Genomic DNA, 16,216 nt, shown 5'->3' with positions numbered 1-16,216 from the left:
CGGTCAGTTATTAGGTGCTTACCGGGGACGTACCCAGGGCAGGCAGTTGTCACCAAACCTTTACAAAAATAGGGGCCTTTCCATACAAAAACGATACATACGCTTGGTATCATGGAATTAAATCAAGGGGAAGAGGATGGTCGTATGTCCGCGACAGACACTGAGACGCTGATCATACTGATTGTTACTTGGTTACCGATGTTGTGGTTTTCCCGACCACCAGAACGTCATAACTAGCCGGTGACTAGTCTTGCCGGCAAGGTTGATTGTGCAGCGAATTCTGTGAAGTTCGCTGCATTTTTTTGCTCTTAGGATAGGACACCAGTTCTTGGCAAGTTATGATGCCCCACTTCATTCACCCCCTTCGCGAGATTGCTCACCATCTGCGGAAACTTTACACGATGTTGACATGGACCATACCGATTATTTACATAAGTTCGCTATGCTGGAACTAGCTTAGGGATTACGGTCGTCAGGGAAGGTATTTTCAACGACCGAACTTTATTTCGGGGGGAGCAACGGGGCCATGAACAAATTTACCATTGTGCATTTATCGGATCCGCAGTTAACCGCGGCCGCCGTCGAACCACAGTATCATCAGCAAGTACCACCCATTGAGAAGCTCCAGCAGATTTTTGACGATGTTTTGACACATCAGATTGCGCCGGACCTCATCGTTATCGGGGGAGATCTGATGCAGGATGGCACCGGCCAAGATTATGCGAAGCTGCGCGCATACTTAAGCGAGCAGGCCGAGCGATTACAGGCGCCAATCCAGGTGATTCTCGGTGATCAGGATGATCGGGAAGCCTTCAATGCCGGCTATCTATCACAGTCGCATCAGCCGTACTATGCGTATAAACAGATGTATCAGAATATGGATTTTTACTTTCTAGATTCCAAATGGGAGACGACCAAGGAAGCCGGCTGGCTGGACCGGGAGCAGTTGGACTGGTTAAATAAGAATTTGCACATTGCGCCGCGGCGGCGGGCCTTTATCTTTCTTCACCATCCGCTTGACGCGCCAGCATTACGGTCGATGCGCTACGCCTTACTGCAGAACAACCGGGAACTCTTGTCGATTCTTCACGGACACAACATTGGTGGCATCTTTACCGGCCATTTACATTTTGGAGCCAGTTACTTGGTCGACAACACGATTCCCGTGACGACTGTGGGTTCGGCAACCACCTACATCAATTGTCAGGATCCACACTATCATGAGGTTCATGACGCGATTAACTACAACGTCATCACGATTCAACGGGGGATGGCGAGTGTGACGAATCATCCGTTGTACTTGGGGCAGGCCGTCATCGACACCATCGCGGTGGGCAACACGGGTTTTGCCAAGCATCGCCCCCGATTGACCGGGACCCGGCGGACAGTCAACGGTCCATTTTTGTCATGACAATAAGTGGTCGTTCTCAAGGTACAACTTTAATCTGACTTTTCAGGAGGGGTGATTCCCAGCTAGACGGCGGGAATCACCCCTCTCATTATTTTCCCAGCGATAGGCGTTTCATGTGAACCGGATTTTCGGTATAATAGGAAACGACGTGATAACGAGGCGACCACCAGCTGGCAGTTTTGCCTGGCAGTTCGGTTGCGTTTCGTTTGTAAGTAAGGTAAAGTATAATCAAACGTGAAACAATTGTGTTTCACAGAAGTGAACTGGGAGATAGTGTATGAATCCAGAAGAGTTTCGTGCCGCGCTAGTCACGCAAGGCATTGAATTAACCGCAACACAGGAACAGCAATTTGCGACGTACTTTGAGTTCTTAGTTGCGACCAACGAACACGTAAATTTAACAACCATTACCGCGGAGCCAGATGTCTACCTGAAACATTTTTACGACTCACTGACGCCCGCTTTTTACGTGCCAGCGATGCGAACGGAACCTCTAACGGTCGTCGATGTCGGCGCAGGTGCTGGCTTTCCGTCGATTCCGTTGAAGATCGTCTTTCCACAGTTACAGATCAGCATCGTGGACTCGCTGAACAAGCGGATCACCTTCTTAAATGAACTCGCTGCCAAGCTCAACTTGACCGGGGTGGCTTTCCATCACGCGCGGGCCGAAGAATTCGGTGGTAAGCGTGCGGCCAACCGTGAAGGTTACGACTTAGTCTTGGCACGGGCCGTTGCCCGGATGTCCGTCCTCAGTGAACTGTGCCTGCCATTGGCTAAAGTCGGTGGGCAATTCGTTGCGCTGAAGGCCGCGGCTACCGCTGACGAATTGGCCGTGAGTCAATCGGCAATTACGACGTTAGGTGGTCAGCTTGCTGCCGACTACGCCTTCGAGTTACCGGTCAGCCACGACCAACGCCACATTGTGGTCATCGACAAGGTCAAGCACACACCCAAGCGTTACCCCCGTAAAGCGGGAACGCCGAACAAAGAACCGTTAGAAGATTAATGGGATGGGGGTAAGATAATTGCCATTTTCATTATTTGGAAATAATCGGGAAAAGGCCACGCAGCCGTCACATCCCGTGAAACAAAACGTGGTGATGATTCCGGTTGCCCAGATCATTCCCAACCGGTTTCAGCCGCGACAACGGTTTGATCCCACGGCCATCAGCGAACTGGCCCAGACCATTGAAGAACACGGGCTCCTGCAACCTATCGTGCTCCGACAGTACGAGACTGACCACTACGAGATCATTGCCGGCGAACGGCGGTTTCGGGCGGTCAATAGTCTGAAATGGACCGAAGTGCCGGCCATCGTAGAAGAAATGAGCGATGACGAGACGGCTTCCATGGCACTGATTGAAAACCTCCAACGGGAGGGATTATCCGCCATTGAAGAAGCGCACGCTTACCAGCAACTGATGACGCTCAATCATATGACCCAGGCCCAACTCGCCGAGGGGATTGGGAAGAGTCAGGGCTTCGTTGCCAACAAGTTACGCTTGCTGAAGCTGGCGGAACCGGTTCGCAATGCCATCTTGAACCGACAGATCACCGAACGCCATGGACGGGCCTTGCTCGCCCTGGCGATTGACGATCAGCCGGCGATGCTGAAGCAGATAGCAGCTAATCAGTTGACCGTCAAGGAGACCGAAGCGCTGATCGCCAAACAGAAACAACCGAAGCGACGGCGCAAAGTCACCAAACAAAGCGTGTCTGGTGATACGCGGGTGGCAGTCAACACGATTCGTCACTCTGTGAAGATGGTCACCGATGCTGGGATGGCACTGACGACCAAGGAAGAAGAAACCGCAGATAGTTACCGCATCATCATTGACATTCCCAAAGAAAGCTAGAGGTGGAACGACATATGGGCTATATCATCGCATTAGCCAACCAAAAAGGTGGCGTGGGTAAGACCACGACTGGCGTTAATTTAGGCGCCGCATTGGCATCAGCGGGCCAAAAAGTCTTGCTGGTCGATACGGATGCCCAAGGCAACGCTACCAGCGGGGTCGGCATTCAAAAGGCCACCATTGAACGTGAAGTTTACGATGTTTTGGTTAACGAGACACCGATTGACGACGCGATTTTGCATACTGAACATCCAGGGTTGGACATCGTTCCCGCAACGATTCAGCTTTCCGGAGCCGAAATTGAGCTCACGCCAATGATGGCGCGTGAAACCCGGCTGAAGGATGCCCTGGATGAGATTCGAGACAATTACGATTATATTTTGATCGACTGTCCCCCTTCGCTGGGACTCCTGACCATCAACGCGTTTACCGCAGCTAACTCGATCCTGATTCCTGTGCAGAGTGAGTACTATGCGCTGGAAGGACTGACGCAGTTGTTGAACACGGTCAAGTTGGTTCAGAAACACTTTAACCGCGACCTGAAGATCGAAGGGGTCCTATTAACCCTCTACGATGCCCGGACTAATCTGGGAAAACAGGTCAACGAAGAAGTAAAGAAGTATTTCCAAAACAAGGTTTACGCCACGATTATTCCGCGGAATGTCCAATTGGCGGAGGCGCCCAGTCACGGGATGCCGATTATTGATTACGCACCAAAGTCCAAAGGTGCTGAGGTATACACTGAACTCGCAAAGGAAGTGCTAGCTGCCCATGGCAAGTAAGAAAGAGAAAAGTTTAGGGCGTGGAATCGACGCGCTGTTTGCTGAGAATGGCGTGGATGCTGGCGAAGAAACGGTCGTGGATCTGACCCTGACCGATATTCGCCCCAACCCGTACCAACCACGGCAGAAGTTCGATCATAAGGGATTAAACGACTTAGCGGCTTCCATCGAAAAGACGGGGGTCTTCCAGCCGATTATTGTGCGTCAACCGGATAAGCGGGCCAACCGTTACGAGATTCTTGCGGGTGAACGGCGTTTCCGGGCTTCCAAATTAGCTGGTAAGGAGACGATTCCCGCGATTGTTAGAGACATTACCGAAGAACAGATGATGGAGATCGCTGTGTTGGAAAACCTCCAACGTGAAGATCTGACACCACTTGAAGAGGCCGAAGCCTACGATACCTTGATGACCAAGCTCACCTTGACGCAGGCGCAGGTTTCCGAACGGCTAGGCAAGAGTCGGCCGTACATCGCCAACTATTTGCGTTTGCTTGGGCTGCCTAAGGCGGTCAAAGACATGTTGCAAAAGAACGAGCTGTCAATGGGCCAAGCCCGGACGTTGCTGTCCCTGAAGGATAAGACCAAGTTAGTGGCCTTAGCCAAGAAGGCAGTTACCGATGGCATGACCGTGCGGACGCTGGAGGCGGAAGTTAGCAAGCTGAATGGCGCAGCTAAGAAGCTGGCTAAGAAGCCCGCCAAGAAGAAGTCGCCATTCCTGCGATCAACGGAAAACCAGCTCCAAGAACGCTTTGGTACGCAGGTTTCCATCAACGAAGGCAACGGCGATGACCATCAAGGTCGCATCGAGATCGAGTATCTCTCGAACGACGACTTGAACCGCATCTTGGACCTGTTGAATATCCAGTCGGATTAAGCTAGGGAGGCCAAAGTATGTATGATTTAGGCGATTTGGTGGAAATGAAGAAGCCACATCCATGCGGGACTAACCGTTGGGAAATTACCCGGATGGGTGCCGATATTAAAATCAAGTGTACAAATTGTGGCCACGTTGTGATGCTGTCACGGCGCGAGTTTGAAAAGAAACTAAAAAATGTATTGGTTCGTAAGACCGACACCGATAATGGAAAGAGTGAATAATTGCTATGTCATTAACTGCAGGGATCGTTGGCCTGCCGAACGTCGGGAAGTCAACTTTATTTAACGCGATTACCAAGGCGGGTGCCGAAATGGCGAACTACCCGTTTGCGACGATTGACCCAAACGTGGGGATGGTGGAAGTTCCAGATAGCCGTCTCGACCGGATTCAGGAATTAATTCCAGCCAAGAAGGTTGTGCCAACGACCTTTGAATTTACCGATATTGCCGGGATCGTTAAGGGTGCCAGCAAGGGTGAAGGTCTGGGAAACAAGTTCCTGGAAAACATTCGCCAAGTCGACGCCATTGTCCACGTTGTGCGGGCATTTGATGACGACAACATCACCCACGTTTCCGGGAAGATCGACCCAATCGATGATATCGAAACAATCAACTTGGAACTTGGTTTGTCCGACTTGGAAGCCGTTAACAAGCGGTTGGCCAAGGTTGAACGGGCTGCTAAGGGGAGCGATAAGGAAGCTAAGGAAGAATTAGCTGTCTTGACGAAGATCAAGCCCGTCCTTGAAGACGGTGGTGCCGTTCGAACCATCGACTTTGACGAAGACGAGACCAAGATCGTTAAGGGCCTCTTCTTATTAACGTCTAAGCCAGTCCTGTACGTGGCTAATATTGCCGAAGACGACATGGCTGATCCTGAAGACTCCAAGTACTTCAAGTTGATTCAGGACTACGCCGCCAAGGAAGGCGCCGAAGCCATTGCCGTTGCCGCCGAAGCCGAAGAAGAAATAGCTGAGTTGGATGATGACGAAAAGCAAGACTTCTTGGAAGCTGAAGGGGTAGAAGAACCTGGGCTGAACCGGTTGATTCGGGCCTCATACCACTTATTAGGTCTGGAGACATTCTTCACGGCTGGTGGTAAGGAAACGCGTGCTTGGACCTACAAGACGGGCACCAAGGCACCACAAGCTGCTGGGATCATTCACTCCGACTTCGAACGTGGATTCATCCGGGCTGAAGTGATGGCGTTTGACGACTTAGACCAATTCAAGACCGAAGCTGCCGTTAAGGAAGCTGGTAAGCTGCGGGTCGAAGGTAAAGACTACGTGATGGAAGACGGCGACATCGTCGAATTCCGTTTCAACGTTTAGAAGGGAACAGAAGTAGATGAGTGATAACAAGCAAACTCCGCGGAACGCGGGCGTTCATCAGAAGCGTAATAACGTTGCTGTGAATGAACGGGCAGCGTTTGACAACATTGGGTTGACCAAGCGTAACGCCGAATACATGTACCGCTTCAACAAGGAACTCGAAAAGACCAAGCTCACGCCAGAAAAGAAGGCTCAGGCCGTCCAAGACATGGTTAATGAACTGGTCGAGGGCCAAAAGAGTGGGAAGACCGGTAAGAATACTTACGGTGGTATCGAAGCACGAGTTAAGGAAGTTGTTGAAGGGCCAACGCGGCCGGATAATGAATTGTTTGGGCGCAACTACTGGCCAAACATGATCTACAACTCCCTGACGTTCTTCATGATCTTTAACTTGATGTTTGGGATCATGTACCTCTTCTCACCAAAACTGATGACGACTAGCCGTCCCGTTGGGATCACGGCCATCACTGTCAGTGCGCTGATTGCTGGGTTCATCCTGCCAATCATGCCACGGTTATTCAGTCCTAAGATCAAGCACACGCTGAATGGGTTCTTGCGGGCCCTGATTGTCTTAGTCGGGTTCCTGGTTTGGATGGCGTTGTTCTACTTGGCACAAATGCTGCCAGGTGTCGTCAACCCAATCCTGATGCCATGGCCAAGTATTATCTTGGGCCTAGTCTCCATCGCAGGGATGTTCTGGTTACGGCGGACTTACAAGATCAACGGTGGTTTCTTCGGTTAATCGCCTAGGTTAGACTGGCGCCGCCTGCGGGAATCAGGGATTTTGCCGCTGTGGGGACCGTCCGCAGCCAAAGCGCGGTCTGCGGGCTCGCCTCGAAGCCACGCCCCAATCGCGTGTCTCCAAGGCGTCCCGTGCTGTAAATCGGCTGGAAAACGCCAATTAACACCACTGCCACGGCTGGCGCCATCCCTAGTTCCCTCCGGCTCTGCCGGTTGCTGAATCTGGCGTAGTTAACCCGAAGTAATCGTTAAGATTGATATTAAAGTAAGGTCCTGTCCGGTTGTTGCCTTTGTGGTAACTGCTGGATGGGACCTTTTGTGATCTGTTGGCGGTTATTTGATGTTGTGGATAAGTCCGTGAAGTGGAAAGCTAGTTTAGATGGGGGAAGTCCAAGACCGTACTTTGGATTGGACAGGTCTCCGCAGTGGCAGAATCCCAGCAGCCGCAGGCGATAACCAGCGAGCCATGGTCATTATTCGCTCACAACCTGGTTGGTACGAGACAAGTTCCGCGGTAATCATCGCCAATCCCGCTGATTTTATTTCGCCGCTAAGTCGCTAAATTCTATGGCTTGTTGTCCATTCATGAATGACCTATGATGCTATCAAGTAGTTGAGCCAGTTAGTGGCTTGATGAAAAATTTCATTTTCGTGGGGAGGATTTTTTATGAAAAAAATCTTTGGGTACGTACTGGGATTAGTTGCTGCACTGTTCGCTGCTGGGGCCATTGCGACCAACGCTAACGCCGATGGGAGCGACGCCGATGCCGCGAGTGGCAGTAGCAATGCCGGTAGCGCGTTGATTGGGCCAGCCATGGGGTCTAGCGATGCTGGGGGCGCGGCCGAAATCAGCTCTGCTGAAAGCAGTAGTCAGCAACCGGCAGAAAAACCTGCCAAGAAACCGGCTAAGAAGCCAGCAAGAAAGTTGGCGAAGAAGTTAGCTAAGCGCGAAAAGAGAGTCGCAGCTGACAAGAAGTTACGGGGTCGCCTGCACTATCGGAAGGACGCCCGCGAGATCTTGTTCCAAAAGGGTAAGAAGGGTGAAGAAGTTTACCTTTACAACCGCAAGGGCAAGGAAGTCAAGAAGTTCCGTGTTGCCAAGAACGGCCGGTTCGACATCAAGCTGTCCAAGAAGCAAGCTAAGAAGCTGGACGAAGGCGGCAAGTACTTCCACTTTGCTGTTTACCAAAAGGGCTACAAGCCTTACGAGATTCGCTACTACATTTACAAATAAAGTGCGTTTACTGTTCGTAGGTAGCGTAAGTGCGTAGACTGACAGCATGAGTTGAAGTGGCGTTGGATCGCAGCCAGACCGATAGTGTTTCAGGGGTGCCATTGCTTGGAAATCTTCTTGAAGCTATCGGGCGATGCAGCGACTACTTAACGCAGAGAAAGGGCGTGGGCAACCACGCCTTTTCTTATCCACTCAGATTGATTATTCACCGAATTAATGAGGAGGGGTCACCATGTTGCAGCGAATCCGCTTGAAATTGCGCAGTCCGGACTGTCAGTCGTTGGGGCTGCTAGCCATCGTTGGCGCGTTTATCATGACGTTTTGTTCCTACACGTCGCCGGCTTTTTACTTCGATACCTCGCCGGACAACAACGCCTTCTTCACGGTGGGCAAAGCCATGATGCATGGCATCGTCCCGTATAAGGATATTTTCGAGCAGAAAGGCCCTTACGTGTACTTTCTCCACGGCTTGGCCTACCTAGTTTCATCGCGAAGTTTTCTACTGATTTTTCTGGTAGAGATTGCCACGGTTACCGCCGCCATGTTTTTCGTGTATAAGTTAGCCAAGTTGTTAAACGCCAGTGAGTTACCGGCCCTCCTGACAGCCTTACTTTCTCCGCTATTATTCCTGTACCACCCGTACTACGATTACGGCGACACGGTGGAATTCTTTACGCTACCATTGTTGCTCTCCCTGATTTACTTGATGGTATTGCTAGACCGGCGCGACTTTCGTGTCAGCCACTGGTGGTACTTTGCACAGGGGGCACTGGTCGGTATTGTTTTTCTCTCGAAATACACGCTGCTAGGCGCCTGGATCGTGTTCTATCTGGTGGTTGTGGGTCGGCTACTGGTCAAGCGTCAGTGGCGGCGACTGGGACGCGTCATTGGGTGGAGTGCCGGAGGCTTTCTACTGGCAACTTTGCCTTGGTTGATCTACTTCTTGATGACCGGATCGTTACAAGCCTTTATTAACGTATATATTCTATTCAATACTAAAGTTTACCTGACCTCTTCAGTGGCGGCTTTTGCTAATCTGGTCCAGTCGGCCACACTGGTCTCGCAGTTCTACTGGGGCAACGTGCTGTTCTTTCTGCTGGGCGTCGTGGGGACACTGGTTGTAATTTTTCAGCGCGGCATTTTCACCAACAACTTCAGTCGGGGGCTGTATCTGGCGAGTGCCCTGGGTTGTGACTTGCTGGCACTCTACGGCTACCAGGCGGGTGCGGTCTACCAGTACTACCAGTTGATTTACTTTGGTTTTTTCGTTCTACCGTTCGTGTACTTCTGCCAAATTTTCTTCAGACACGTGTCGTTGCCGACAGGGGATGCGCCGTTTCCCATCCTGGTGACGTTGTTACTGAGCCTGTTTCTGGTGCTGGGGGTCAACAATAACGTGACCAATTCAAAAGTTTTCCCGAACAATACATCAATCACAGAAAAACAGACGACAAAGCCACAACAGCCTGCTCAGATTGACTTCGGTCGACTCATGCGGCGACGCACGCCAGCTGGCACGCGGCTGACGCTGTTGAATTATGGATCAATCGACATGGGCTTCTATACGGCATCTGGGGCCATACCGAATACGTATTTCTTCCAGAACTATAATATTCCACAGAGTGCGGCCCCTCAGATTCTCCAATCACAGCGCAATGTGATTCGCCAGCATCAGGTGGAATGGGTCGTCCTCAATACGCCGGCTGGCAAGACCGTCAAGCAGTGGCAGGGCGGGAGTGGCCGAATTACCAGTGGTAACTTGAATCCGGGCACCAGCAAGCTGACAAAGGACTTGAAACGCCATTACCGCTGTGTCACACAGCATACGCAGGTCTTTGAAGGGGTTAACGTGACTTATTGGCTGTATCAACGGAAATGATGACTCGTAGAATGTGGAAACCAGTTAGATAAATAGTTGTTTAGCGCCTCGTTAATTTACTCGGTGGATTCGATTGAAGTATGATAGTTCGGTGAGAGTCCTTGACCTGAGTGGCCTAGACTGGTAAATTTAGAAACAATATCTCCCAGGATTCCTAACCGAGCCTGAGACTAAATTAAAGAGGAGCGATATCAACTATGTCTAATTGGGACACGAAGTTTGCTAAAGAAGGAATCACATTTGATGATGTTTTGTTAATACCCGCAGAAAGCCACGTTTTACCGAATGAAGTTGATCTGAGTGTCCAATTAGCGCCAAACTTGAAGCTGAACGTTCCGTTCTTAAGTGCCTCGATGGATACGGTCACCGAGACCACGATGGCCACGACCATGGCCCGTAACGGGGGTCTCGGGGTCATCCACAAAAACATGAGCGCCGAATCACAAGCCAAAATGGTTGCCGACGTGAAGGCGATTGCTAACGATGCTGACCAGTATCCTAACGCTGCCGTTGACGCCAACAATCACTTGCTGGTCGCCGCTGCCGTTGGGGTGACCTCCGACACATTTGACCGGGCCGACGCCTTACTCAAGGCCGGTGCCGACGCCATCATCATTGATACGGCGCACGGTCACTCCGCTGGGGTGCTCCGCAAAGTTGCCGAGATTCGCCAACAGTTCCCAGATGCGACGCTGATTGCTGGTAACGTTGCTACGGGCGAAGGGACGCGGGCCCTGTTTGAAGCCGGCGTCGACGTCGTTAAAGTCGGTATCGGTCCTGGTTCCATCTGCACGACGCGGGTGGTTGCCGGTGTCGGTGTTCCGCAGATTACCGCCATCTATGACGCTGCCAACGTGGCCCGTGAATTTGGCAAGCCAATCATTGCCGATGGGGGAATCAAGTACTCCGGTGACATCGTGAAGGCCTTGGCCGCTGGTGGTAACGCCGTGATGTTTGGCTCCATGTTGTCCGGGACCGATGAAGCGCCTGGCGACATCATCGAAGACGGTGGCAAGAAGTACAAGACTTACCGGGGGATGGGAAGTCTGGCTTCCATGTCTCATGGTTCTGCCGACCGTTACTTCCAAGGTGGCGTCAACGAAGCCAACAAGCTGGTACCAGAAGGTATTGAAGCCCGCGTGGAATACAAGGGTAGCGTGAACGACATCATCTTCCAAATGGTAGGTGGCTTACGTTCCGGCATGGGTTACACCGGGAGTGCCAACGTGCAGAGCCTGATCGACAACGCCCAATTCGTCCGGATCTCTAACGCCGGGCTGATTGAATCTCATCCACATGACGTTCAGATCACGAAGGCCGCACCTAATTACAAATAAATTATGACTGGGAAAAGCTAACTCGATACATGGAGTTGGCTTTTTTTGAGCAATCCCCTAGGTTTTTGTTCAAGTGATGTAATACAATGTAATACAAATGAGGTGAAGACTAATGGCAATGATTTCAATTCGAGTGAGTGAGGCTGAGAAGGACTGGCTGACCCATATGGCAGAGTTCTATGGCACATCGCTATCTGATCTGGTTAAGAAGTATTCGATGGAACAGTTAGAGGACAAATACGATACCTTGATGGCCGAAGCGGCGTACAAGCACTACCAGGAGAGTGGTCAGAAGTCGGTCTCTATGCAGGAGGTCATCGACGAGTTCGGTGGGTTCAAGGAATGAGCTATCGTTTGGAATTCAGCCATGACGCCGTTAAGCAACTGCGCAAAATGGATAAACATCAGGCCATGATTATTTCGCGGTGGCTCTATGCAGATATTGATGGGATTGTCGACCCGACTGCCAAGGGTAAGGTGTTGGCGGCCAATCTTGCTGGATTATGGCGCTATCGGGTGGGCGACTACCGAATTATTTGTGAGCTGCAAGCTGATAAGCTGGTTGTTTTGACGCTGTCAATTGGTCATCGACGCGATATTTATGGTTAGGCTGGTTAGTGGTAGCGACTATACCTATACCTAAGTCATGATTTCGGCTTAATTGAACCTTAACTGTTGGGTTGGCGAGTCACTCGAAAATAGTGTAAGATTAAGGAATGGTTAAGTGCCTTACGCCCGGCTAAAGGTTCGGGTTTTCCGGTCGCTTGGCCCAGGTTATTTGTTAGAATAGACTTAAACCTACGGGGCAGGACCGCTAGTGAATTAGCCTAGTGATTAAAGGAGAATAGACCACATGAAAATTTTAGTTGTCGATGACGATAAAGAAATTGCACAATTACTTGAAATCTACATTAAAAATGAAGGTTACGAACCCATCACGGCTTACGATGGGAAGGAAGCCTTGACCAAGCTCCACACCACGCCGGACATTGCTTTGATGATCTTAGACATCATGATGCCTGAAATGAGCGGGATCGAAGTCATGAAGGAAGTTCGGAAAGACTCTCAGATTCCCATCCTGATTCTGTCAGCGAAGACTGGCGACATGGATAAGATTCAAGGGTTGATTTCTGGTGCCGATGATTATGTCACCAAGCCATTTAACCCCTTAGAGGTTATGGCACGGGTCAAGTCACTGTTGCGGCGGAGCCAAGACCAAGTGACCGATGACAGCCCGGATATCTTGGATATTGGGACGCTGACCATCAACAAGGATTCTCACGAAGTCAAGACGATTGCCGGCAAGACAGTTTCTCTGACCGCCTTGGAATTCGGGATTCTCTACTTACTGGCTAGCCACCCTAACCGCGTCTTCTCAGCGGACGAAATCTTCGAACGGGTATGGCGTCAGGAAAGTATTGTGTCGGCCAAGACCGTCATGGTCCACGTCAGTCACTTACGGGATAAGATCGAAGACGCCACCAACGGCGAAAAGGTCATCCAGACTGTTTGGGGCGTCGGGTATAAGATCGAGTCCCGTTAAAGAGTGTGGAGCGGAAAAGAGTGTGGAAGCAGGCGGGAGTTAGTGAGCATTAACGTCGCTAGGGTGAAAATCCCGGGCTTGTATTTTTGGCCTCGCGGAACACGTTTCGGCAATCTAAAATGAACGGACAAGTGGGTTGAGAAAATTTGATCACTGCGCAATCGCGATTCAAACAATCTCAACCGCAATCCCAACCAGTTACCGAACCCGTCAAGCCGGGCGCCACAATCCCAACCGTAACCAGAAGAGTAGGAGCGCAACATGGACTTAATCAACAATTACCAATTTAATATCTGGGAGGCCCAACCATGAAGCTAACCACGCGCGAGAAGAGTGCGCTGTTCATGGAAGGGGTCGTAACCGTTATCCTCCTGCTGATGCTGAACTTGGCCTTACTGGTACTGATCGTGCAGGCCATCGAGAGTAATCCTGGTTTGCGTGATGGCATCTTCATCATCAAACGGTCTGTCGTCTTGGGGCCTAACCACTTTCAACTTTGGAGCTGGGAGAACCTGTTCATTGGTCTGATGCTGGTGGCCGATACCTGGGTCGTCTGGTGGCGGCTGATTCGGCGGTACCGGCAGATGCAATTGTGGCACATCATTGATGAACTGCACTACATTGCCAGCGGTCACTTCGACCACCGGATTCCGTTTCGGGTCAGTGGTGACGTTCAGCGGGTCGTGGATTCCGTTAACGCACTGGTCGATTCCGTCATCAATTCGATGAATGAGGAACGGGCCATTGAGAAATCCAAGGATGAGCTGATCACCAACGTCAGTCACGACATTCGAACGCCGTTAACATCGATTATCGGCTATTTGGGGCTGATTGAGGATAAACAGTACCACAGTGAGGATGACCTCCTTAAGTACACGCACACGGCATTTTTGAAGTCTAAACAGATGAAATCCTTGGTGGATGACCTCTTCGAGTACACCAAGGTCCGGCAGACGGATACGCCGCTGAGTTTAACCAACATCAACTTGGCAGCGATGCTCGAGCAATTGGGTGCCAGCTTTGAACTGGAGGCCCAGAAGAAGGGCATGACGATTGGTGCCGAGAATTCATCGGAAACGATGATGATGGAGGCCGACCCCGAGAAATTGGTGCGGGTCTTCAATAATTTAGTTGCCAATGCCTTGAAGTACGGCGATGGCGGGAAGCACATCAATTTAGTCGCTAACCAGATCAGTTCCACTGAATTAGAGGTTCGCGTGACCAACGATGGACCAAAGATTCCTAAAGAGTCATTGAACATGATCTTCGAGCGGTTCTACCGGGTTGAGGAGTCACGCTCCAAAGAGACTGGTGGAACCGGACTGGGCCTGGCCATTGCCCAGAGTATCGTGGCCCTTCACGGCGGGTACATCTACGTGGAGTCGGACGATGCGTTGACCAGCTTCGTGATTCACTTACCGGTCAAGCACGACCAGCCGCTGGCCATTCCGCAGCGTTTGAAGACGCCGGGAACAGTAAGCTAAGTATGACATTGCTAAATTTGACATAAAAAACAAGGGCCGTTTCTGGCCTTACATAAGATAGAGGAGTTTTGATTTTAATGATGAAACGATTACGGCAACTCGTTATTGGGCTGGTGACTGCGGTAACGCTGGTCACTGGTGGTATCAGTAGTTTGAATGCACCGGTTACGGCTCAGGCCGCAACCAACAGTAACAGCACCACGGTTAACTTGAAGGCCAAGGCCGGTATTGCGGTCGACGCCAAGACCGGTCAGATCTTGTACAACAAGAATGCTGACCAAACATTGCCCGTTGCGTCGATGACCAAGCTGTTGTCGATCTACATGGTGCTAGATGCCATCAAGTCAGGCAAGTTAAAGTGGGACCAAAAGATTACCATCAGTAAGGATATCGCCAAGGTTGCCCAAAATACAGATTTGTCCAACGTCCCGTTGCGGGCGGGTCACAAGTACACGGTTAAGTCCCTGTATCAAGCATCCTTGATCTACTCGGCCAACGGGGCTGTGGAAGCTCTGGGGGTCGCTGTGGCGGGTTCACCCCACGCGTTTGTGACCCAGATGAAGGCGCAAGCTAAGAAGTTGGGGATGACGGACGTTAAGATCTACAATGCCTGTGGGCTGACCAACAAGCAAGTTGGGAATCTCGGTTACAGTAATGTTAAGGGGTCTGCCGAAAACGAATGGTCTGCGGCTGACCAAGCTAAGCTAGCGGTTGCGCTGTTGGACAAGTACCCAGAAGTCTTACAGACAACGAGCATTAAGAAAATGTGGTTTGAAAAGGGCACGAACGACGCCACCAAGATGGATAACTGGAACTGGATGTTGAAGGGCTTGTCCGCTTCTTATTCTAAACTCCACGTGGACGGCTTGAAGACTGGGACGTCTGACGCTGCCGGTGCGAACTTTACCGGGACGGCTAACAACGATGGTAACCGAATCGTGACGGTCGTGTTGCACGCGGCTCATAAGTCGGAGACCGATGCTTCCCGTTTCCAACAAACGCAAAAGATGATGTCTTACGTCTACAACAACTTCAAGACGGTCAGCTATAAGGCTGGCACGCAGATCAAGGGTGCTAAGACGGTTACGACTCACGATGCCAAGGCTAAGACCGCTAAGACGGCGCTGGGTCAAGACGTTAAGCTGTGGATTCGCGATGACCAAGTTGCTAGCAACGTTTCTGCTAAGACGCAGTTGAAGTCCAAGTACAGCAACAAGGGTGACTTGGAAGCACCTGTGACTAAGAACGCAACGATTGGGACAGCCAATATTTCTTTGAAGGGCGACCAGTTAGGCTTCTTGGGCAATACCAAGACGACTAAGGTGCCATTGAAGGTAATGCAGTCCGTTGAGAAGGCGAACGTCTTCGTCCGGATGTGGCGGTCAATTGTGGCTTTATTCTAAATGAAGAGATTAAAGGGTCGCTTGCCGGTGGGTGGGCGACTTTTTATGTGGCGGCGAATTTCACAAGTTTCGGCAAAATAGTTGTGCCGGTTGGGCTATTTTCGGTTATCATGGTTAATAGCGCCATTCAACTTGATTTCGGTCAAGGCGGTTGCCGTTTAGGCCCGCTACAATTAGGCATATCGTTAGGAAATTACCTGAACGTTGTGCTCAGTGAAATTTAATTTATTATATGTGAGGACGCTTGAACGTTGACTTTATAGGATTGGTGACGATTTCTAAAGATTGTCGATGGCGTGTTGTATTTTTGACAAGTCAAGCATTAATGTGCGAAGATACTTT

Annotated in this window: 16 protein-coding genes; all 16 read left to right on the top strand. The window is 50.7% G+C overall.

Going from position 1 to position 16,216, the window contains the following annotated elements:
* Positions 1–526: 526 nt before the first annotated feature.
* The 16 genes from FD07_RS07350 to FD07_RS07270 all read left to right on the top strand — a co-directional run bounded on the left by FD07_RS07350 (position 527) and on the right by FD07_RS07270 (position 15,874).
* Positions 527–1,411: a metallophosphoesterase family protein gene (locus FD07_RS07350; protein ID WP_020089636.1), complete on the top strand. Its 885-nt coding sequence runs from the start codon at positions 527–529 to the stop codon at positions 1,409–1,411.
* A 277-nt stretch (positions 1,412–1,688) separates the two neighbouring features.
* On the top strand, positions 1,689–2,417 hold the full coding sequence (gene rsmG / locus FD07_RS07345) for a 16S rRNA (guanine(527)-N(7))-methyltransferase RsmG (protein ID WP_020089637.1): 729 nt from the start codon (positions 1,689–1,691) through the stop codon (positions 2,415–2,417).
* A 19-nt stretch (positions 2,418–2,436) separates the two neighbouring features.
* A complete protein-coding gene (noc, locus tag FD07_RS07340) occupies positions 2,437–3,267 on the top strand; it encodes a nucleoid occlusion protein (protein ID WP_020089638.1) in 831 nt (276 codons plus the stop codon).
* A 14-nt stretch (positions 3,268–3,281) separates the two neighbouring features.
* Complete coding sequence (locus FD07_RS07335) at positions 3,282–4,049, top strand: ParA family protein (protein WP_020089639.1); 768 nt, start codon at positions 3,282–3,284, stop codon at positions 4,047–4,049.
* Entirely contained in the window at positions 4,039–4,923 is an 885-nt protein-coding gene (locus FD07_RS07330; protein WP_020089640.1) for a ParB/RepB/Spo0J family partition protein, read from the top strand. Before FD07_RS07335 ends, FD07_RS07330 begins: the two co-directional genes overlap by 11 nt.
* A gap of 17 nt (positions 4,924–4,940) precedes the next feature.
* Complete coding sequence (locus FD07_RS07325; RefSeq protein WP_020089641.1) at positions 4,941–5,147, top strand: DUF951 domain-containing protein; 207 nt, start codon at positions 4,941–4,943, stop codon at positions 5,145–5,147.
* A gap of 5 nt (positions 5,148–5,152) precedes the next feature.
* Positions 5,153–6,253 carry a redox-regulated ATPase YchF gene (gene ychF / locus FD07_RS07320; protein WP_020089642.1) on the top strand — a complete coding sequence of 367 codons (1,101 nt, stop codon included), beginning with the start codon at positions 5,153–5,155 and terminating at the stop codon, positions 6,251–6,253.
* Positions 6,254–6,269: 16 nt separating this feature from the next.
* Entirely contained in the window at positions 6,270–6,995 is a 726-nt protein-coding gene (locus FD07_RS07315; RefSeq protein ID WP_020089643.1) for a DUF1129 domain-containing protein, read from the top strand.
* 666 nt (positions 6,996–7,661) lie between these two features.
* On the top strand, positions 7,662–8,228 hold the full coding sequence (locus tag FD07_RS07305; RefSeq protein ID WP_027825981.1) for a hypothetical protein: 567 nt from the start codon (positions 7,662–7,664) through the stop codon (positions 8,226–8,228).
* A gap of 232 nt (positions 8,229–8,460) precedes the next feature.
* The gene (locus FD07_RS07300) at positions 8,461–10,107 is read left to right on the top strand and encodes a glycosyltransferase family 39 protein (protein WP_020089645.1); all 1,647 of its coding nucleotides are present in this window, start codon (positions 8,461–8,463) and stop codon (positions 10,105–10,107) included.
* Positions 10,108–10,304: 197 nt separating this feature from the next.
* Complete coding sequence (gene guaB, locus FD07_RS07295) at positions 10,305–11,444, top strand: IMP dehydrogenase (RefSeq protein ID WP_020089646.1); 1,140 nt, start codon at positions 10,305–10,307, stop codon at positions 11,442–11,444.
* Positions 11,445–11,556: 112 nt separating this feature from the next.
* Positions 11,557–11,790 (top strand): type II toxin-antitoxin system RelB family antitoxin, encoded by a 234-nt coding sequence (gene relB, locus FD07_RS07290; RefSeq protein ID WP_020089647.1) that lies wholly within the window; start codon positions 11,557–11,559, stop codon positions 11,788–11,790.
* Positions 11,787–12,053, top strand: a complete 267-nt coding sequence (locus FD07_RS07285) for a type II toxin-antitoxin system RelE family toxin (RefSeq protein ID WP_020089648.1) — start codon at positions 11,787–11,789, stop codon at positions 12,051–12,053. Before relB ends, FD07_RS07285 begins: the two co-directional genes overlap by 4 nt.
* 244 nt (positions 12,054–12,297) lie before the next feature.
* Positions 12,298–12,987: a response regulator transcription factor gene (locus FD07_RS07280; protein WP_020089649.1), complete on the top strand. Its 690-nt coding sequence runs from the start codon at positions 12,298–12,300 to the stop codon at positions 12,985–12,987.
* A 308-nt stretch (positions 12,988–13,295) separates the two neighbouring features.
* Complete coding sequence (locus FD07_RS07275) at positions 13,296–14,471, top strand: sensor histidine kinase (RefSeq protein WP_020089650.1); 1,176 nt, start codon at positions 13,296–13,298, stop codon at positions 14,469–14,471.
* Between the two features lie 77 nt (positions 14,472–14,548).
* A complete protein-coding gene (locus tag FD07_RS07270; RefSeq protein WP_020089651.1) occupies positions 14,549–15,874 on the top strand; it encodes a serine hydrolase in 1,326 nt (441 codons plus the stop codon).
* Positions 15,875–16,216: the final 342 nt, after the last annotated feature.

It is taken from the genome of Levilactobacillus parabrevis ATCC 53295, assembly GCF_001434055.1.
GTDB classification, from domain to species: domain Bacteria; phylum Bacillota; class Bacilli; order Lactobacillales; family Lactobacillaceae; genus Levilactobacillus; species Levilactobacillus parabrevis.
Note: the sequence above shows the minus strand (reverse complement) of the source record. Positions and strands in the feature narration are given on the sequence as shown.